Annotated in this window: 16 protein-coding genes; 9 read left to right on the top strand and 7 right to left on the bottom strand. The window is 71.6% G+C overall.

Annotated elements, in window-relative coordinates:
* Nucleotides 1–108: 108 nt before the first annotated feature.
* Nucleotides 109–1,734 (bottom strand): PAS domain-containing protein, encoded by a 1,626-nt coding sequence (locus VFQ84_RS07840; RefSeq protein ID WP_325130944.1) that lies wholly within the window; start codon nucleotides 1,732–1,734, stop codon nucleotides 109–111.
* A gap of 43 nt (nucleotides 1,735–1,777) precedes the next feature.
* On the opposite strand from VFQ84_RS07840, the gene VFQ84_RS07835 reads away from it, so the two are divergent.
* Together VFQ84_RS07835 and VFQ84_RS07830 are read left to right on the top strand one after the other, a co-directional pair.
* Nucleotides 1,778–2,584 (top strand): hypothetical protein, encoded by an 807-nt coding sequence (locus tag VFQ84_RS07835; protein ID WP_325130942.1) that lies wholly within the window; start codon nucleotides 1,778–1,780, stop codon nucleotides 2,582–2,584.
* A gap of 101 nt (nucleotides 2,585–2,685) precedes the next feature.
* A complete protein-coding gene (locus tag VFQ84_RS07830) occupies nucleotides 2,686–3,660 on the top strand; it encodes an NAD-dependent epimerase/dehydratase family protein (RefSeq protein WP_325130940.1) in 975 nt (324 codons plus the stop codon).
* 25 nt (nucleotides 3,661–3,685) lie between these two features.
* On the opposite strand, the gene VFQ84_RS07825 is transcribed toward VFQ84_RS07830, so the two are convergent.
* From VFQ84_RS07825 to VFQ84_RS07810, 4 genes are all read right to left on the bottom strand, one after another.
* A complete protein-coding gene (locus tag VFQ84_RS07825) occupies nucleotides 3,686–4,489 on the bottom strand; it encodes a DUF3617 domain-containing protein (protein ID WP_325130938.1) in 804 nt (267 codons plus the stop codon).
* Between the two features lie 54 nt (nucleotides 4,490–4,543).
* Nucleotides 4,544–7,138, bottom strand: coding sequence for a bifunctional diguanylate cyclase/phosphodiesterase (locus tag VFQ84_RS07820; RefSeq protein ID WP_325130934.1), 2,595 nt, complete (start codon nucleotides 7,136–7,138; stop codon nucleotides 4,544–4,546).
* 81 nt (nucleotides 7,139–7,219) lie between these two features.
* Nucleotides 7,220–8,722 carry an ABC transporter ATP-binding protein gene (locus tag VFQ84_RS07815; RefSeq protein ID WP_325130932.1) on the bottom strand — a complete coding sequence of 501 codons (1,503 nt, stop codon included), beginning with the start codon at nucleotides 8,720–8,722 and terminating at the stop codon, nucleotides 7,220–7,222.
* The gene (locus tag VFQ84_RS07810) at nucleotides 8,719–9,549 is read right to left on the bottom strand and encodes an ABC transporter permease (RefSeq protein WP_325130930.1); all 831 of its coding nucleotides are present in this window, start codon (nucleotides 9,547–9,549) and stop codon (nucleotides 8,719–8,721) included. Before VFQ84_RS07810 ends, VFQ84_RS07815 begins: the two co-directional genes overlap by 4 nt.
* Before the next feature lie 67 nt (nucleotides 9,550–9,616).
* Here VFQ84_RS07810 and hemB point away from each other — a divergent pair, with 67 nt between their 5' ends.
* The 4 genes from hemB to VFQ84_RS07790 are packed head-to-tail and all read left to right on the top strand — an operon-like array spanning nucleotide 9,617 to nucleotide 12,506.
* Entirely contained in the window at nucleotides 9,617–10,606 is a 990-nt protein-coding gene (gene hemB / locus VFQ84_RS07805) for a porphobilinogen synthase (RefSeq protein ID WP_325130928.1), read from the top strand.
* Between the two features lies 1 nt (nucleotide 10,607).
* Complete coding sequence (gene aroE / locus VFQ84_RS07800; RefSeq protein WP_325130926.1) at nucleotides 10,608–11,450, top strand: shikimate dehydrogenase; 843 nt, start codon at nucleotides 10,608–10,610, stop codon at nucleotides 11,448–11,450.
* Between the two features lie 4 nt (nucleotides 11,451–11,454).
* On the top strand, nucleotides 11,455–11,685 hold the full coding sequence (locus VFQ84_RS07795; protein ID WP_325130924.1) for a DUF350 domain-containing protein: 231 nt from the start codon (nucleotides 11,455–11,457) through the stop codon (nucleotides 11,683–11,685).
* Nucleotides 11,682–12,506 carry a transglutaminase domain-containing protein gene (locus tag VFQ84_RS07790; protein ID WP_325130922.1) on the top strand — a complete coding sequence of 275 codons (825 nt, stop codon included), beginning with the start codon at nucleotides 11,682–11,684 and terminating at the stop codon, nucleotides 12,504–12,506. The genes VFQ84_RS07795 and VFQ84_RS07790 overlap by 4 nt, the downstream gene beginning before the upstream one ends.
* A gap of 15 nt (nucleotides 12,507–12,521) precedes the next feature.
* On the opposite strand, the gene VFQ84_RS07785 is transcribed toward VFQ84_RS07790, so the two are convergent.
* Together VFQ84_RS07785 and VFQ84_RS07780 are read right to left on the bottom strand one after the other, a co-directional pair.
* Nucleotides 12,522–12,905 carry a hypothetical protein gene (locus tag VFQ84_RS07785; protein WP_325130920.1) on the bottom strand — a complete coding sequence of 128 codons (384 nt, stop codon included), beginning with the start codon at nucleotides 12,903–12,905 and terminating at the stop codon, nucleotides 12,522–12,524.
* A 119-nt stretch (nucleotides 12,906–13,024) separates the two neighbouring features.
* Nucleotides 13,025–13,555 carry a gamma carbonic anhydrase family protein gene (locus tag VFQ84_RS07780; protein ID WP_325130918.1) on the bottom strand — a complete coding sequence of 177 codons (531 nt, stop codon included), beginning with the start codon at nucleotides 13,553–13,555 and terminating at the stop codon, nucleotides 13,025–13,027.
* Nucleotides 13,556–13,615: 60 nt separating this feature from the next.
* Here VFQ84_RS07780 and VFQ84_RS07775 point away from each other — a divergent pair, with 60 nt between their 5' ends.
* From VFQ84_RS07775 to VFQ84_RS07765, 3 genes are all read left to right on the top strand, one after another.
* Entirely contained in the window at nucleotides 13,616–15,034 is a 1,419-nt protein-coding gene (locus tag VFQ84_RS07775; protein WP_325130917.1) for a coniferyl aldehyde dehydrogenase, read from the top strand.
* Nucleotides 15,031–15,504: a protease inhibitor I42 family protein gene (locus VFQ84_RS07770; protein WP_325130915.1), complete on the top strand. Its 474-nt coding sequence runs from the start codon at nucleotides 15,031–15,033 to the stop codon at nucleotides 15,502–15,504. The genes VFQ84_RS07775 and VFQ84_RS07770 overlap by 4 nt, the downstream gene beginning before the upstream one ends.
* Before the next feature lie 39 nt (nucleotides 15,505–15,543).
* On the top strand, nucleotides 15,544–17,547 hold a 2,004-nt coding region (locus tag VFQ84_RS07765; protein ID WP_325130912.1), incomplete at its 3' end, for a M3 family metallopeptidase.

The raw sequence follows: 17,547 nt of genomic DNA, 5'->3' as shown, positions 1-17,547 counted from the left end.
GGGTTAGCAAGTTTTGCTCAAGCATAATCTCCGAAACGTGACTGGTTTCACAATACGGCCACACGGGGCTTGACGGTGGGCCGGGCCCACGGGGCCGGAGGCCCGGGCTCAGCCGTTGAGGACGTGGACGCCCAGCTGCTCGCTCTTGGCCCGGTACATCGCCGCATCGGCGGCGCGCAGGTAGTCATCGGTGGTCGAGAAGCCGGCCTCGCTCACGACCACGCCGATGCTGGCGGTGACCGCCACGGTGTGCGCATCGAGCACGTAGGGCGCGGCCAGCGCGGCGGCGATCTGCTTCACCCGGGCGCGGGCGGTGGCGGGGTCGACCGCCTCGAGCAGCACGTTGAACTCGTCACCGCTCATGCGCGCGACCAGGTCGGCGGGCCGGACGCTGGCCTCCAGGCGGCGCGCCACCTGCTGCAGCAGCCGGTCGCCGGCGTGGTGGCCGAGCGTGTCGTTGACCGCCTTGAACTGGTCCAGGTCGAGCAGCAGCACCGCGAAGGCGGTCGACTCCCCCTGTCGCGCCAGCGGCGCATCCCGGGACGCGGCGCCTTGCTGCACGGCGATGGCGTGCTCGAGCCGATCGCGGAACAGGGGGCGCCCCGGCAGGCTGGTCAGGAAGTCGTAGGAGCTGCCCCGCTCCGCCAGGTCGCTCAGCGAGCCCGCCATGCGCACCGGCGTGCCCTGGTCGACCTGGGCCACGCCGCGCCAGTTCACCCACACCAGTCGCCCGGACGCATGCAGCGCGCGGAAGTCGACCGAGAAGTTCGGGGTGTCGCCGCGCAGATGCCGCTGGTAGGTCGCCTGGACGCGCTCACGATCGTCCGGGTCGACCAGCGGCGCGAGGAAGCGCCAGCCGCCGGCATGCTGCCCGGGCGTGCCTTCCAGCCCGAGGATCTGGTGGAAGCGCGCGGACGCATGCATCACGTCGGTCCGCAGGTCCCAGTCCCAGATGCCGTCGTTGGAGCCGCGGGTGGCGAGCGCGTAGCGGTTGTCCGACTGCACCAGCTCGAGCTCGGTCTGCTTCTGCCGGCTCACGTCGATCATCAGGCCGATCATGCGGTTCGGCCGGCCGGGCTCCACGATCACCCGGCACAGGTCGCGCACCCAGACGACCTTGCCGCCCTTGGCGACCAGGCGGTAGCTCATCTCGTAGGCGTAGCTGTGGCTGGCGTTGTACGCGGCTTCGTCGATGGCATGCGCCTCGGCGAAGTCGTCCGGGTGCACGTGCGCGCGCCAGAAGCCGGGGTCCGCGCGCCACTCCTCCACCGTGTAACCGAACAGGCGCTCGACCTGCGGACTCAGGAAGGTGTTGCCGACGCCGCGCTCGGCCTCCCAGACCACGCCGTCGATGGTCTCGAGCAGGCGCAGGAAGCGCTGCCGCACTTCGACCAGCACCTGCTCGGTGAGCTCGGTGATCTCGACCAGCATGCCCTGGCGGCTGAGCACCCGGTCGGCGGCATCGGTGTCGGCCTGCAGCTGCAGGCGGACCCAGCGGTAGTCGTCGCCGGCGAAGCGCAGCCGGAACACCGGCATGCCCGAGCGCAGCGTGCCGCGGTCGTCGGGATGCACGAAGTCGAGCAGGGACCGGCCGATCGCGCCGGCCCGGGGATGCCCGGTGACCTTCTCCCAGGCGGGGTTCAAGTAAGTGATCCCCCAGACCGCGTCGGTCTGCACGACGACGTCCGGCAGCAGCTGCAGCAGGTGGTTGGGCGGCGTCGGGTGGGCGGGCATGGCCGAAGTATAGTTTTACGGACGCACAAGGGAGAGCGTGGCCATGGCGGAAATGAAGTTCGCGACCCCGGTGTTCATCCGGGAAAAGGGCGAGGTAGGGGTCGACCTGGACCGCACGCCGTATTTCTTCAACGACGGGGGCCGGCCCCGGTACCGCAAGACGCTGCCGCGCAAGGCCGAACTGATCCCGGCCGCCGCCACCGACCCGCGCGTGGCGATGGGCAATGAATACGTGGTTTCCCGCATCAAGGGGACCAAGAAGACGCCGCCCTACGGCATCGAGAAGCAGTTGGGCATCGTGGCGGAAACGGTCGCCTACGCCCCGATGTGGGCGACGCCGGCCGTGGCCGCGGCGTTCGGCATCACGCTGGTGGCGCCGGGACAGGCAGTCCGGCTGGAGAGCCCGGTCAAGAAACTTTCTCAGGTCCAGTACGAGTACGGCGTGTTCGCCGGCCACTGGTCGCCCTATCAGGGCACGGGCAACCAATTGCTCAGCGTCGTCTGCACCGATCTCGAGCACCACGACTTCCCGCATGTCTTCGCGTCCGTCGATCCGAAGCTGCCGCTGGTGACGTCGGTGGGTCGCTACTGGCCCCGGCTCGGAAAGATCCGCCTGGCCGACCTGTGGGTGCCGCGCGGCAGCGCGCTCTACATCCCGCCCAAGCCGGCGCGACCCGACGACGAATGCATCGACCTGCACAACAACCGCAACTCCGCGCGGGCGTGCTGGGGAAACCTCCACCAGGACAGCCTGCGCACCGACACCTTGCTGCAGCTGAAGAATGGATTCTTCCACTGGTACTGGAACCCGAAGGAAACCATCCATACCGAACCGCTGGTGACGGACTGAGGTGCGCGTCTTCCTGCCTCGCGGACGAGGTTATCCGGCCGGCATTTGCCAAGCCGGGGCAGGCAGGTAACCATCCGGTGCCCCCACGCCAAGGAATCGACATGCCCACCGTCCTGGTCACCGGCGCCACCGGCTTCCTTGGCCAACACCTGCTGCGCGAACTGGTCGCCGAAGGCGCCACCGTGCGCGGCCTGTCGCGCAGCCCCGGTGGCGATGCCGCGGTGGCGGCGACGGGCGCGACGCCGGTGCGGGGCGACCTCGGCGACGCGGCGGCCCTGGCGGCGGCGATGGCGGGCGTGTCGGCGGTGTTCCACTGCGCGGCCGACACCAACAACTGGGGTCCGGGCGACGCCGCCCAGACCGAAACCAACGTCGGCGGCACCGGGCGCCTGCTCGAGGCCGCGCGCGCCGCGGGCGTCACCACCTTCGTGCACACCTCGAGCGTGTCGGCCTATTCGCACCTCGTGCACCAGACCCTGCGCGAGGACGTGCCGCAGCGCGGCGCCGAGTCCTGGATCAACTACGAGCGCACCAAATATGCCGCCGAGCGCCTGGTGCGCGAATCCGGGCTGCCGTTCCTGATCTTCCAGCCCTCGCACATCCTCGGGCCGGGCGACCGCAACAACTGGTCGAACCTGATCCGCCTGGTCGACGCCGGCAAGCTGCCGGGCGCGCCGCCCGGTTCGGGCGCCTTCGCCGACGTTCGCGAAATCGCCCGCGCGCAGGTCCGTGCCTGGCGCCAGCCGGCGCGCGACGAGACCTGGCTGGTGGGCGGCGAGCACGCCAGCTTCCAGGCCCTGGTGACGGAGATCGGTCGCCAGCTGGACAAGCCCACGCCGAGCAAGCCGATGCCGGCCTGGCTGCTGCGCGGCCTGGCCCGCACGATGGACCTGGTCTCGCGCCTCACCCGCAAGCGGCCCGACCTCACGCCGGCCGCGGTCGCCTTCACCTGCCACGACCTGGTGGTGGACTCGGGCAAGGCCGAACGCGAGCTGGGCTACCGCAGCACCCCGCTGCCGGCGCTGCTGGCCGACACCATCGCCTGGCTGCGCGCCGAGGGCATGCTCTCGCGTTAGCCGCGGCCCCGCCTGGCCGCGGGGCTCAGCAGGCCCGGAGGCGGCGCGCCGTGGTCAGGCTGGTGGTCTGGGCGCCTTCCGGATAGGCGGTGGCGACGATGGCGATTTCGGCCGTCTCGCCCTGGTACTTCACCATGAGCTTGGCGAGCTGGCCGAAGGTCTCGTCCCAGTCGTCGTCGTAGAAAGTTTCGCAGTCCACGCTGACCTCGGCATCGAGCACGCCCATCCGGACCTGCTCGATCTCGCAGCCCATCGCAAGGTAGTTGTCGTGCACCGCGGCCAGGGCGAAGGGCGACGTGGTGGGCAGGTCGTCCGCCGTGATGCACAGGGCCTGGCGGCCGCCGTCTTCGATCGCGACCTCCTGGCCGTTGACCTGGGCCCGGGTGGTGAACTCCCAGTATCCCGGGCTGATGTTGGCCGGCATCAGGCGCTGCGCCTCCGCCAGGTTGCGCGCCAGGCCGGGACCGCCCGTCACCAGCATCTCGGACAGGCGCTGCTGCGCCGCCTCGGCACGCCGGGCGCCCATCGACGCCTTCGACACGCCGCGGGCCAGCTGCAGGGTCTCCCGGTACCAGGTGGCCGCCTGGCCCCAGTCGCTGGGCAGGCCGTTGCTGCCGGTATCGAACTCTTGGGCCAGCTTCATCGCGTTGGCGATCTGGAAGTTCTCGCAGGCGCGGACCTGCCGCACCCGCTCCGACAGCGGGGCGGTCGGCAGCCAGGCGCTGCAGTCCTGGCCATCGACGGTGTGCGGGTTGCTGGCGTCGGCCGGGCGCAGCGGCAGGGCCAAGAGGGCCGAAAAAACGGCGTACTGCAGTGACTTCGAACGCATGCGCTTCTCCTGGTGCGCGGAATGGCCCGGCCTGGCGCGACGGCGGCCGAGGGGTCAGCCGGCGCCGTTGTCCAGGCCGTAGCGGGCGAGGATATCGCCGGCCGAGGCCGGCTGCGCGAAGAAGTAGCCCTGGCCCAGGCTCAGGCCGAGCAGGCGCAGCTGGTAGCGCTGCTGCTCGGTCTCGATGCCCTCGGCGATGACCTCCAGGCCCAGCGAATCGGCCAACAGCCGGATCGCACGCACGATCGCCGTGCTGCCGCCACTCTCGCCGCTGCGCAGCTCGGCCACGAAGCTGCGGTCGATCTTCAGGCCGTGCAGCGGGAAGCGGTGCAGGTAGCTGAGCGAGGAATAGCCGGTGCCGAAGTCGTCGAGCAGCGTGAGCACGCCGGCCTCGCGCAGGCGGCCCAGGCAGGCGTTCACTTCCTCGGGCTGCTCGAGCAGGGCGCCCTCGGTGACCTCCAGCCGCAGGTGGCCGGGCTTCACGCCGTGGCGCGACATCAGCTCCAGCAGGCGCTGGTCGAAGTCCGGTGCGCGCAGGTGCCGGGGCGATACGTTCAGCGTGGTGTAGGCGTTGCGTGCCGACAGGCGCCGGGTGTCGCGGCAGACCATGTCGTAGATCTGCCAGTCCATGTGCTCGAGGCTGCCGGTTTCCTCGGCGATGCCGATGAAGTCGCCCGGCGTGCTCAGGCCGCGCGCCGGATGGTGCCAGCGCATCAGCGCCTCGAAGCCGACCAGGCTGCCGTCGGCCAGGTTCATGATCGGCTGGTAGTAGGGTTCGAACTCCTGGCGCTGCAGTGCGCGGCGCAGGTCGCCCTCGAGCTCGAGCAGCTTCAGCGCCGCCTCGTGCAGGTGTTCGTCGAAGATCGCGTAGCGCTGGCGGCCGGTGGCCTTGGCGCGGTACATGGCGACGTCGGCATCGCGCAGCAGCTCTTCAGGACGGCGGTAGCGGCCGTCGACCAGGGCGATGCCGATGCTGGCCGAGGTGTAGAGCTCCTTCCCGGCGATGCGCATCGGCTCGGCCAGGGCCACGATGACGCGCTCGGCCACGGCCACCGCGTCGTCGGCGGTGTGGATGAAGTCGAGCACGATCGCGAACTCGTCGCCGCCCAGGCGCGCCACCATGTCCGGGTCGCGCACGCAGCCGCCGATGCGGCGCGCGGCTTCCTTGAGCAGCTCGTCGCCGACCAGGTGGCCGACCGAGTCGTTGACCACCTTGAAGCGGTCGAGGTCGAGGAACAGCACCGCGAACAGCTGCCGGGCATCGGCGCGGTAGCGCGACAGCGCCTGGCCCATGCGCCCCAGCAGGTGGCTGCGGTTGGGCAGGCCGGTGAGGGTGTCGTGCAAGGCTTCGTGCTTGAGCTTGAGCTCCATGCGCTCGCGCACCGAGATCTGGTCAAGCAGCTCGCGGTTGGCGTCGGCCAGCTCGCGGGTGCGGGAGGCGACGCGCTGTTCGAGGTCGGCGTAGGCCAGGCGCAGCGACTCGTTCGCGCGCCGGCGCTCGAGCGCCTGGGCGATGTGGAACGAGACGAAGCTCAGCAGCTCCTGGTCGCGCCGGGTGTAGAGGTAGTCGGGGGTGTAGCTCTGCACGGCGATGACGCCCGCGGCCTGGCCGTCGAGGTGCAGCGGCACGCCCAGCCAGCACACCGAGGGCGTGCCGAACGACAGCACCTGGCCGCTGGCCACCAGCGCGCGCACGTCGTCGCGGTCGGCGAGCAGCGGGACGCCGGTGCTGAGCACGTACTCGGTGAGGCCGCGGGCCAGGCGGCGCCGGGGCCGCTTCTGGTCGCGTTCGTCGACCGAGTAGGGGAAATCGAGCTCGCGCTGGTCGTCGGTGAGCAGGGCGATGAAGAAGTTGCGGGCGTCGAGCAGGTCGCTGACGATGCCGTGCACCTCGGCGTAGAAGACCTCGATGCTCTCGCTGCGCCCGGCCTGTTCGGCGATCCGGAACAGCGCCGCCTGCAGCTTCTCGCTGCGCTCGCGCTCGGTGACCTGCTCGCGCAGTTCGCGGGTGCGTTCGTCGACGCGGCGTTCGAGCTCCTCCTGCGCCTCGCGCCGGGCCAGGGCGGTGAGGATGTGCTGGGCGACGTAGCCCAGCAGGGCGCGGTCGTCCTCGGTGTAGCGCCACTCGGGGTCGTAGCTCTGCACCACCACCGCGCCGCGGACCACGCCGTCGTCGACCATCGGCACGCCCAGCCAGTCCTCGCTGTCCGGGCCCAGGGCGTCGTCGCGGGAGACGTCGAGCTGCAGGCGGACCTCGCTCGAGGGCCCCAGCATCGGCTTGCCGTGCCGGATCAGCGCCAGGGTCAGGCTGTTGGCCATCTTCTCGGCGGTGAACTCCTCCTCGGGGTCCGGGCAGACCGGATCCAGGCTGTCGGCGAAGTACACGAAGCGCATCGACTCGGTTTCCGGCGAGTAGCGCACGATGTAGAAGTTCTCGGCGTACATCAGCCGGCCGACGATCTCGTGCAGGCCGCGCAGCACCGTGGTGGTGTCCTCGTCGGAGCTGGCCAGGTCGGAGATGGCGAACAGGGCGCGCTGCAGGCGCTCGGCCCGGCCCAGGCGCTCGACGTCCACGCGCAGGCGCTGGACCTCGGCCGCCAGGGCGGAGGCCTCGTCGCCGCGGACCGTCCCCTGGACGGGGCTGGGCACGAATTCGGGCGCTAGTGGCGTTTGCGGCATCGGGTTTCCTTCCCCTCCCCGGGGGAATGCCCGGAGTGTATCAGCCGATCTTCACGCTGCCCCGAGCACCGACGCGGTGTCCCCGCAGGCCTGCAGTCGGCCGTCGGCGATCACCGCGGTCCGCTCGGCCAGGGCCCGCGCGGCGCCGAAGTCGTGGGTGATGAACAGCAGGGCCAGGCCGCGCTCGCGCTTGAGCCGGGCCAGCAGGGCCAGCACCCCGGCGCGGTGGTGGGCGTCGAGCGCCGACACCGCTTCGTCGCAGACCAGCAGGTCGGGGTCGGTGGCCAGGGCGCGGGCAATGGCGACGCGCTGGCGCTGTCCGCCGGAGAGCTGGTGCGGCCAGCGGGTGGCCAGGGCCGGGTCCAGGCCGACGGCCGCCAGCAGCGCGGCCACCCGCGCCGGATGGCTGGCGCGGGGGCCCATCCCGTGGATGCGCAGGGGCTCGGCGACGATGTCGGCGACCCGCAGGCGCGGGTCCAGCGAGGCGTAAGGGTCCTGGAACACCACGCCAATGCGCCGCCGCAGTGCCCGCAGCCGGCCGGGGCCGGCCTGCAGCAGGTCTTCGCCGTCGAGCAGGATGCGGCCGCGGGTGCCGCGGCCGACCAGGCGCAGCAGGGCGCGGCCCAGCGTGCTCTTGCCGCTGCCGCTTTCGCCGACCAGGGCCAGGCATTCGCCGCGGTGCAGGGTGAGGCTGGCGTCCTGCAGGGCGGCGGCGGGCGCGCGCGGGTAGTGCACGCCGAGCCCGTCCACCTGCAGCAGGCGCGGGCCCGGCGCGGCCGGCGCGGGGGCGGGCAGTTGGTCGGCGGCCAGCAGTTCGCGGGTGTAGGCGTGCGCCGGCGCGGCGAACACGCGGTCGGCGTCGCCGGATTCGACGCATTCGCCGCGGAGCAGGATCGCGACCCGCTGCGCGTGCGCGGCCACCAGCGGCAGGTCGTGGCTGACCAGCAGCACGGCCAGGCCCAGCGCCTGCCGCAGTTCGTCGACCAGGCGCAGCGACTCCCGGGCCAGGCGCGGGTCCAGGGCGGAGGTGGGCTCATCGGCGAGCAGCAGCTTCGGCGCGCCGGCCAGGGCCAGCGCCAGCAGCACGCGCTGCCGCTGGCCGCCGGACAGCTGGTGCGGGTAGCGGTCCATCAGGCGTGCCGGGGTCGGCAGCTGCAGGCGTTCGAACAGGGCCAATGCTTCGTGCCGTGCGGCGGCGGCGTCGAGGCCGCGCAGCAGGCGCAGGCTTTCCACCAGCGGGGCGCCGACGCGGCGCAGTGGATGCAGGCTGGCCTGCGGGTCCTGCGGCATCCAGGCGATGGCGCGGCCGCGCAGCGCGGCGTGGACGCCGCTGCCCAGCGGCACGTCGCGGCCCTGCCAGGCCAGCGTGCCGCGCGCGGCCAGACCCGGCGGCAGCAGCCCCAGCAGCGACAGCACGGTGAGGCTCTTGCCGCTGCCGCTTTCGCCGACCAGGCCCAGGCAGTCGCCTTCGGCCAGGTCCAGGTCCAGCGGGCCCAGCAGCCGGCGTTCGCCGACGGCCACCTGCAGGCCACGCAGTGAAAGCAGTGCCGTCATCGCGCCGACCCGCGGACGTCGAGCCAGTCGCGCAGGCCGTCGCCCAGGAACTGGAAGCTGGCCAGGGTCGCGACCAGGAAGCCGGCCGGGAACAGCAGCGACCACGGGGCGGTGTCGAGCTCCTGGCTGCCTTCGTGCAGCAGGCTGCCCCAGCTGGCGGCGGGTTCGTCCACGCCCAGGCCGAGGAAGCCGAGGAAGCTTTCGACCAGGATGGCCTGCGGCAGGATCAGGCCCAGGTACACCAGGGCCAGCGGCATCAGGTTGGGCAGCAGGTGCCAGCGCAGCACCTGGTCGAAGCGCGCCCCGGCCGCGCGCGCCGCCAGCACGAACGGCGCTTCGCGCAGGCGTGCCGCTTCGGCGCGCACCACGCGCGCCAGGTCGATCCACACGTAGCCGCCGATCGCCGCCAGCAGCAGCCACAGCGAGCGCCCGAACAGCGCCAGCAGCAGGATCACGATCAGCAGGAAGGGCAGGGCCGAGAGCAGGTCGAGCACGCGCACCATCGCCCGCTCGACGCGGCCGCCGGCGTAGCCCGCGATCGCGCCGTAGGCCAGGCCGATCACCAGGGCCATCACCGTGGCCAGCGCGCCCACGGTCAGCGACAGCCGGCCGCCGGCCAGGGTGCGCGCCAGGATGTCGCGGCCGATGGCATCGGTACCGAACCAGTGGCCGCCGGCCAGCGTCGGCGGCACCGACAGCGCGCTCCAGTCGGGCCGGTGCGGGTCGTGGCCGGGCAGCAGCAAGGCCAGCCAGCAGGCGGCCGCCAGCAGCCCGATCAGCAGCAGGCAGGCGCGAACGGCGACGGGCAAGGGGGGGCGCGATGACATGGCCTGCATCTTAGCGGCCGCGCGGCGGGCGTATCATGGCGGCAGGCCAACGGCACAGAGACTTTCCATGGCATTCCCGTACACCCGTCCCCGGCGCATGCGCCGCGATGATTTCTCCCGGCGCCTGATGCGCGAAAACCGGCTCGGCGCCGACGACCTGATCCTGCCGGTCTTCATCCACGAGCTGCAGGGGCGGACGCCGGTCGCGTCGATGCCGGGCGTCGAGCGCCTGTCGATCGACGAGCTGCTGCGCACGGCCGAGCAGGCGGTGGCGCTGAAGATCCCGGCCATCGTGCTGTTCCCGGTCACCGCGCCCGAGGCCAAGTCGCTCGACGCCGCCGCGGCCTGGGACGAAAACGGCCTGGCCCAGCGCGCCATCCGCGCGCTCAAGCAGCGCTTCCCCGAGCTGGGCGTGATCACCGACGTGGCGCTCGACCCCTACACCACGCACGGCCAGGACGGCCTGGTGGACGAGGGCGGCTACGTGGTGAACGACGAAACGGTCGAGGCGCTGGTGCTGCAGGCGCTCTCGCACGCCGACGCCGGCGCCGACGTGGTGGCGCCCAGCGACATGATGGACGGCCGCATTGGCGCCATCCGCGAGGCGCTGGAGGAACACGGCCACCTCAGCACCCGCATCCTGGCCTATTCCGCCAAGTACGCCTCCAGCTTCTACGGCCCGTTCCGCGATGCGGTCGGCAGCGCCGGCGCGCTGGGCAAGGGCAACAAGTACACCTACCAGATGGACCCGGCCAATTCCGACGAGGCGCTGCGCGAAGTCGGCCTCGACCTCGAGGAAGGCGCCGACATGGTGATGATCAAGCCGGGCCTGCCCTACCTGGACATCGTCCGGCGGGTGAAGGACCACTACGGCGCGCCGACCTTCGTCTACCAGGTCAGCGGCGAGTACGCGATGCTCAAGGCGGCCGCGCTCAACGGCTGGCTGGACGAGCGCGCCTGCATGCTGGAGGCGCTGGTGTCGATCAAGCGCGCCGGCGCCGACGGCGTGCTGACCTATTTCGCGCTCGACGCGGCGCGTTGGCTCAAGGAGGAATGACATGACCGCGCATTACGCCGTCTTCGGACACCCGGTATCGCATTCGCTGTCGCCGCGGATCCACGCGGCCTTCGCGAAGCAGGCCGGCATCGCGATGGAGTACGTCGCCATCGACGCCAGCTCGCTGGATTTCGCCAGCGCGGTCAGCGCCTTCGCCACCGTCGGCGGCCGCGGCGCCAACGTCACCCTGCCGCACAAGGAGCGCGCGCTGGCCCTGTGCAGCGAGCTCAGCGCCCGCGCCCGCCGCGCCGGCGCCGTGAACACGCTGACCCGCGTCGGCCTGGCCTGGCACGGCGACAACACCGACGGCGAGGGCTTGGTGCGCGACCTCACCGGCCGCCACGGCCAGGACCTGCGCGCCCGGCGCGTGCTGCTGCTCGGCGCCGGCGGCGCCGCCCGCGGCGTGGCGCCGGCGCTGCTGGATGCCGGCATCCAGGAGCTCTGGATCGTCAACCGCACGCCCGAGAAGGCCGACGCCCTGGCCGACGCCCTGGGCGAGCCGGACCGCGTGCACACGCGCTACCTCGACGACCTGCCGAACCTGGGCAACTACGACATGATCGTCAACGCCACCTCGGCGGGCCGCGGCGACGGAGCGCTGAAGCTGCCCTTCCGCCTGGCCGAGGCGCGTGCCCTGGCGGTGGACCTGAGCTATGGCGAGGCGGCGATCCCGTTCCTGGCCTGGGCCAAGGCCGCCGGCTGCGAGCCGCGCATCGACGGCCTGGGCATGCTGGTCGAGCAGGCCGCCGAAAGCTTCGCGCTCTGGCACGGCCACCGGCCCGAGACCGACGAGGTCTACGCCGAGCTCCGCGCCCACGCCGACGCCCTCCACACCGCCGACTGAGCCCATGACCACCGACTTCCTGATCGCCACCTTCTTCAACCTCGGCCTGAACATCGTCCAGACGCTGATCGCGCTGGTGGTGGCGGTGCTGGGCCTGCAGTTCATCGACCGCAAGCTGCTCAAGCACATCGACATCGAGCAGGAGCTGCAGAAGGGCAACCTGGCGGTCGCGATCTTCGCGTCCACCATCCTGCTGTTCGTCGCCCTGGTCACGGTGTTCGGCCTGCGCGGGTGAATCGCGGCGGCTCGAGCGCGGCCTGGGCCTGGATGCTGGCGATTGGACTGGGGCTGATGTCGCTGCGCGCCTGCGACCGTCCGCCGGGGCCGGTCGACGGCCCGGGACCGTCGGCCGAAGGGCTGCCGGCCTTCCCCGCGCCCGACGCCCCGGGCCAGGACTTCGCCGCGCCGCCGGAAACCCGCGCGATCGAGCTGGCCAACGGCCTGCGCATCCACGAGGGCCAGATCGCCCAGTCCCTGCGCGAGGCCGGCCATGCCGAGACCTGGATGTCCTTCGGCTGGCTGCTGGGCGACCAGACCGTCACCACGGTGGCGCCCGGGCTGGACCGCCGCCACCACTTCGCCAATGCCTACCTGGTCGGCTACGTGCCGTTCGAGGGCGTCGAGGCCTGGGTGCCGCTGGCGTCCCTGGCCCAGCGCAAGACCTATGCCTACGACCACGACCAGTATCCGGGCGCGCCCGAGCTCTGGCAGACCTCGCGCGAGGCGTTCTTCTACCCGCAGGGCGACTGCGAGGACCATGCCATCGCGCTGGCCGACTGGCTGATCGGCCTGGGCCTGGACGCACGCGTGGTGCTGGGCCGGCTGCGCGACGACGGCCACGCCTGGGTGGTGGTGATGGATGGCGCCCGCACCTACCTGCTCGAGGCCACCCACAAGCGCCCCGGCCGCGCGCTGCCGCTGGCCAGCCAGCTGCCCGACTACCGGCCCGAGGCGATGTTCAATCGCGAGAGCTACTGGGTGAACACCGGCACGCCCCTGACCACCGACTACACCGGTGGCGCCTGGGCGCTGCGTTCGGGCTTCCACCGCGACTGAGCCGCGGCCGGCGGATTACTCGCGGTCGAAGTGGATCCGCACGGCCTTGACGGTGCTGCTGGCCAGGCTCACCTCGAACAGCGGGCGACCCCAGCGGCGCTTGACGAGCACGTCTTCGCCGTCGTCGCGCTCCAGCCGGTAGTCCGCCTTCAGCGCGGCCTTGAGCGCATCGCGCACTTTTCCGGCGATGCGGTTCTCGCCGTCGTTGCCTTCGATCGCCACGGTCACGTCGATCGGCTCGCCCCCGATCGGCGCGATGCGCAGCACGATCTCGCCCGGCGATTCGGCCGCACCGCTGAACTCCAGGCGCCACTTGTTCGAGGGCTTGGCCAGCACGCTGCCGGAAGCCAGCAGCAGGGCGAGGGCGAGGGCAGCGAGTTGGCGGGCGGGATGGCGCATGCGGGCGGCCTCCGGATTGCAGGGCGGGGATCGAAAAAGGGGTCAGAGTGAATATTTGTTTGAATCACGGCGGTCCGCACTGCGATTCAAACAAATATTCACTCTGACCCCTTTTTCGATCAGGCGAGGTATTCGTCTTTCAGGCGGACGTAGTGTTTGGCGCTGTAGTACAGCTGCTCGATTTCCTTGTCGCTTAGCTGGCGCACGGGCTTGGCGGGGTTGCCCAGCCAGAGCTCGCCGCTGCGCACGGTCTTGCCGGGCGGCACCACGGCGCCGGCGCCGACGAAGCCATGCTGTTCGACCACGGCGCCGTCGAGCACGGTGGCGCCCATGCCGACCAGGACCGCGTTGCCGATGGTGCAGGCGTGGATGATGGCGCCGTGGCCGATGGTGACGTCGTCGCCGATCAGGGTCGGCCAGCCGCCCGGCCGCGTGTACGGGCCTTCGTGGGTGACGTGGACGATGGTGCCGTCCTGGATATTGGTGCGGGCGCCGATGCGGATGTGGTTGACGTCGCCGCGGACCACGCAGCCGGGCCAGACCGAGCTGTCCTCGCCCAGGCGGACGTCGCCGATGACGCAGGCGGCGGGGTCGACGTAGGCGCGGGCGCCGAGGGTGGGGACGATGCCCCGGAAGGGTCGGATGTGCATGGCGCCATTCTAACCACGCCTTCGCGCCGTCCCTGCCGGGTTGGGCATAAACTGCGGGCCATGGACACCCCTGCGCACCCCGACCACGACCTGCGGCCCCTGCTCGAGCAGGTCCGCGCCGCCCACCGCCGCCAGCCGCCCTCGTACCGGCAGCGCATGGACGACCTGGCCCGGCTGGGCGAGGTGGTCCGGTCGCACCGGGACGAGCTGGTGAAGACCGTCTCGGCCGACTTCGGCCGGCGCTCCCGGCACGAGACCCTGGCCGCCGACGTCATGGTCACCCTCGATGAAATCAAGTACTTGCGCAGCAAGCTGCGCGGCTGGATGCGTCCCGAGCGGCGCGGCCTGAACCTGGCCTTCCTGCCTGCCCGCGGCGAAATCCGCCACCAGCCGCTGGGCGTGGTCGGCATCGTCGCGCCCTGGAACTACCCGATCCAGCTGGCCCTGATCCCGCTGGCCGACGCCATTGCCGCCGGCAACCACGCGCTGGTGAAGCCGTCCGAACACACCCCGCGCACCTCGGCCCTGCTGGCCCGGCTGCTAGCCGAGGCCTTCCCGGCCGAGCGGGTCACCGTGGTGCAGGGCGATGCCGCGGTGGGCGCCGCCTTCACCCGATTGCCCTTCGACCACCTGGTGTTCACCGGCTCGACCGCCGTCGGCCGCGCCGTGATGTCGGCCGCTGCCGACCACCTGACCCCGCTGACCCTGGAGCTGGGCGGCAAGTCGCCGGCCCTGGTCGCCCCGGGCTACCCGATCGAGCAGGCGGCCGACCGCATTGCCGCCGGCAAGTGCTTCAACGCCGGCCAGACCTGCGTCGCGCCCGACTACGTGCTGGTGCCGCGCGACCAGCGCGACGAGTTCGTGCGTGCCTACCTGGCCAGCGTGCGCCGCCGCTATCCCACGCTGGCCGCCAACCCCGACTACACCGCGGTGGTGAACCACCGCCAGGCCGACCGCCTGCGCGACTGGATCGACGACGCCCGCGACCGCGGCGTGTCGGTGATCCAGTACCGCCCCGACGCCGAGCCGCCGCCGCCGGGCGTGGAAGTGATCCCGCCCACCGTGCTGCTCGATCCGCCGGACGAGGCGCGGGTGATGCAGGAAGAAATCTTCGGCCCGCTGCTGCCCGTGAAGTCCTACGACGACCATGACGCGGCCATCGCCTACATCAACGGCCGCGACCGGCCGCTGGCCTTCTATCCCTTCGACCGGAACCGGGCGCGCCTGCGGCGCACGCTCGACGCCGTGGTCGCCGGCGGCGTCTGCGTGAACGACTGCCTGATCCAGTTCGGCCAGCACTCGCTGCCGGTCGGCGGCGTGGGTCCCAGCGGCATGGGCCATTATCACGGGCATGCGGGCTTCCTGGCCTTCAGCAAATCCATGCCGGTGCTGTACCAGTCCCGCCTCAACGGCATGTCGGTGTTCGACCCGCCGTTCGGCAAGCTCGCCGATTTCGTGGTGAAGCTGTTCACGCGATGAGCGTGCGCCTCGCCCTGGTCGCGGTGTCGGGGCTGGCGTTCGCGGCCGGTGCGGCGCTGGCGCCGGTCGCCACCGCCTCGCCGCTTGCCGCCGAGGCGCCGGCCGCCGCCGCCGCGACGCCCCTGCGCCTCGCCATCTCCGACAGCGGTCGCGCGATGGCCTTGCCGGTGGGCACCGTGCTGCGCGTGGACCTGGACGCCAACTACAGCACCGGCGCCGAATGGCAGCGGCGCGACGCCTTCGGCGCCGTGTTCGAATCCGTCCCGTGCGAAGGCATCGTGCGGGAGCCGCTGGTGAAGCCCGGCGAGCCCGCGCCGCCGGTCGGCACCGGCACGATGGCCAGCTTCTGCTTCCGCGCCGCCGCGCCGGGCCGCGCCTTTTTCTACCTGTTCTATGGCCGCGCCTGGGACCCCGAGTCCACGGCCTGGAGCCATTTCACCCTCGATGTGACCGTCACGCCGGCCGGCTGACGCTTGGAATCGCCGGCCCGAAACACCATCTGGAACTGCATGGACACTCAAAACCCCCTGCTTGCCGCGGGCGAACTGCCCGCCTTCTCCGCCATCACGCCGGAACACGTCAATCCGGCGATCGACGAGGTGCTCGCCGGTTTCCGCGCCGAGGTCGCGCGCCTGGTCGCCGACCCGCAGGCGCGCGATTTCGCCCGCCTGATGGCGCCGCTGGAGCGCTGGGAAGAACGGCTCGGCCGCTGCTTCGCGCCGGTCTCGCACCTGCACGGCGTGAAGGATTCGCCCGAACTGCGCGCCGCGTACTCGGCCGCGCTGGAAAAGCTGACCGAGCACGGCACCGAGCTGGGCCAGGACCGCGACCTCTACGAAGCAGTGAAGGCCGTGCGCGAGGCGCCGGGCTTCGACGCCATGGATCGCGCGCGCCGCACCGTGGTCGAGGACAGCCTGCGCGGCTTCCGGCTCTCGGGCGTGGCGCTGGAAGAGCCGGCACGCTCGCGCTTCAAGGACATCCAGACCCAGCTGAGCAAGCTCGAGACCGAGTTCGAGGAGGCGGTGCTCGACGCCACCGACGCGTGGACGCGCCCCGTCACCGAGGCCGAGCTCGCCGGCCTGCCCGACTCCGCGCGCGACATGCTGCGCACGATGGCGAAGGAGAAGGGCGTCGACGGCTACCTCGCCACGCTCAAGGGGCCGGTGGTGCAGGCCATCCTCACCTTCGCCGACGACCGTGCGCTGCGCGAGCAGCTCTACACCGCCTACAACACGCGCGCCTCCGACCAGGGCCCGCAGGCCGGCACCCGCGACAACAGCGCGCGCATCGAACGGATCATGGCGCTGCGCCACGAGGCCGCGGCGCTGCTGGGCTTCGACTCCAGCGCGCACCTGTCGCTGGCCGACAAGATGGCCGGCACCCCGGCGCGCGTGCTGGGCTTCCTGCGCGAGCTCGCGGCCAAGGCGAAGCCGGTCGCCGCGCGCGAGCTCGACGAACTGCGCGACTTCGCCGCGAACGAGCTCGGCATCGCCGACCTGCAGCCCTGGGATGTCGGCTACGCGGCCGAGAAGCTGCGCGAGCAGCGCTTCGCCTTCAGCGAGGAAGACCTCAAGCCCTACTTCCCGCTGCCGGCCGTGATGCAGGGGCTGTTCACCGTGGCCGAGCGCGTGTTCGGCGTGAAGCTGGTCGAGCGCCACGGCGTCGATACCTGGCATCCCGACGTGCACTACTTCGACGTGGTCGACCACGACGGCACCGTGCGCGCCGGCGTCTACCTCGACCACTACGCCCGCGCCGGCAAGCGCGGCGGCGCCTGGATGGACGTGTGCCGCTCGCGCATGGACGACGGCGAGTCACTGTTCAAGCCGGTGGCGTACCTGACCTGCAATTTCGCGCCGCCGGCCAGGGATGGCCAAGTGCCGCGGGCGCAGGATGCGCAAGAGCGGCCCGCGGGTGAAGGCAAGCCTGCCTTGCTGACGCACGACGACGTCATCACTCTGTTCCACGAGTTCGGCCACGGCATCCACCACCTGCTCACCGAGGTGGACTGGCCCAGCATCGGCGGCATCAGCGGCGTGGAGTGGGACGCGGTAGAGCTGCCCAGCCAGTTCATGGAGAACTTCGCCTGGCAGCGCGAGGCGCTGGACCTGTTCGCGCGCCACTGGCAGACCGGCGAGCGCCTGCCCGACGACCTGTACGCGAAGATGCTGCAGGCGCGGCACTTCCACGCCGGGCTGTTCCTCGTGCGGCAGCTGGAGTTCGCGCTGTTCGACTTCCGCCTGCACCTGGAATTCGACCCGGCCCGCGGCGCGCGCGCGCTCGAGGTCGTCGGCGAGGTGCGCGACGAAGTCGCCGTGCTGCCGCCCCCGGCCTGGCACCGCGGCCCGCATGCCTTCACCCACATCTTCTCGGGCGGCTACGCGGCGGGCTACTACAGCTACCTGTGGGCCGAAGTGCTCAGCGCCGACGCGTTTGCGGCCTTCGAGGAGGCCGGTGTGTTCGACGCCACCACCGGCGCCCGCTATCGCCGCGAGATCCTCTCCGTCGGCGGC

It is taken from the genome of Arenimonas sp. (assembly GCF_035721105.1).
Lineage (GTDB): Bacteria > Pseudomonadota > Gammaproteobacteria > Xanthomonadales > Xanthomonadaceae > Arenimonas.
This window is presented reverse-complemented; position numbering and strand designations above follow the sequence as displayed.

Excerpts from the sequence above, each read along its gene's own strand:
- VFQ84_RS07840 (WP_325130944.1), bottom strand. The coding sequence starts at position 1,734 with ATGCCCGCCCACCCGACGCCGCCCAACCACCTGCTGCAGCTGCTGCCG.
- VFQ84_RS07835 (WP_325130942.1), top strand. The coding sequence starts at position 1,778 with ATGGCGGAAATGAAGTTCGCGACCCCGGTGTTCATCCGGGAAAAGGGC.
- VFQ84_RS07830 (WP_325130940.1), top strand. The coding sequence starts at position 2,686 with ATGCCCACCGTCCTGGTCACCGGCGCCACCGGCTTCCTTGGCCAACAC.
- VFQ84_RS07825 (WP_325130938.1), bottom strand. The coding sequence starts at position 4,489 with ATGCGTTCGAAGTCACTGCAGTACGCCGTTTTTTCGGCCCTCTTGGCC.
- VFQ84_RS07815 (WP_325130932.1), bottom strand. The coding sequence starts at position 8,722 with ATGACGGCACTGCTTTCACTGCGTGGCCTGCAGGTGGCCGTCGGCGAA.
- VFQ84_RS07810 (WP_325130930.1), bottom strand. The coding sequence starts at position 9,549 with ATGTCATCGCGCCCCCCCTTGCCCGTCGCCGTTCGCGCCTGCCTGCTG.
- hemB (WP_325130928.1), top strand. The coding sequence starts at position 9,617 with ATGGCATTCCCGTACACCCGTCCCCGGCGCATGCGCCGCGATGATTTC.
- aroE (WP_325130926.1), top strand. The coding sequence starts at position 10,608 with ATGACCGCGCATTACGCCGTCTTCGGACACCCGGTATCGCATTCGCTG.
- VFQ84_RS07795 (WP_325130924.1), top strand. The coding sequence starts at position 11,455 with ATGACCACCGACTTCCTGATCGCCACCTTCTTCAACCTCGGCCTGAAC.
- VFQ84_RS07785 (WP_325130920.1), bottom strand. The coding sequence starts at position 12,905 with ATGCGCCATCCCGCCCGCCAACTCGCTGCCCTCGCCCTCGCCCTGCTG.
- VFQ84_RS07780 (WP_325130918.1), bottom strand. The coding sequence starts at position 13,555 with ATGCACATCCGACCCTTCCGGGGCATCGTCCCCACCCTCGGCGCCCGC.
- VFQ84_RS07775 (WP_325130917.1), top strand. The coding sequence starts at position 13,616 with ATGGACACCCCTGCGCACCCCGACCACGACCTGCGGCCCCTGCTCGAG.
- VFQ84_RS07770 (WP_325130915.1), top strand. The coding sequence starts at position 15,031 with ATGAGCGTGCGCCTCGCCCTGGTCGCGGTGTCGGGGCTGGCGTTCGCG.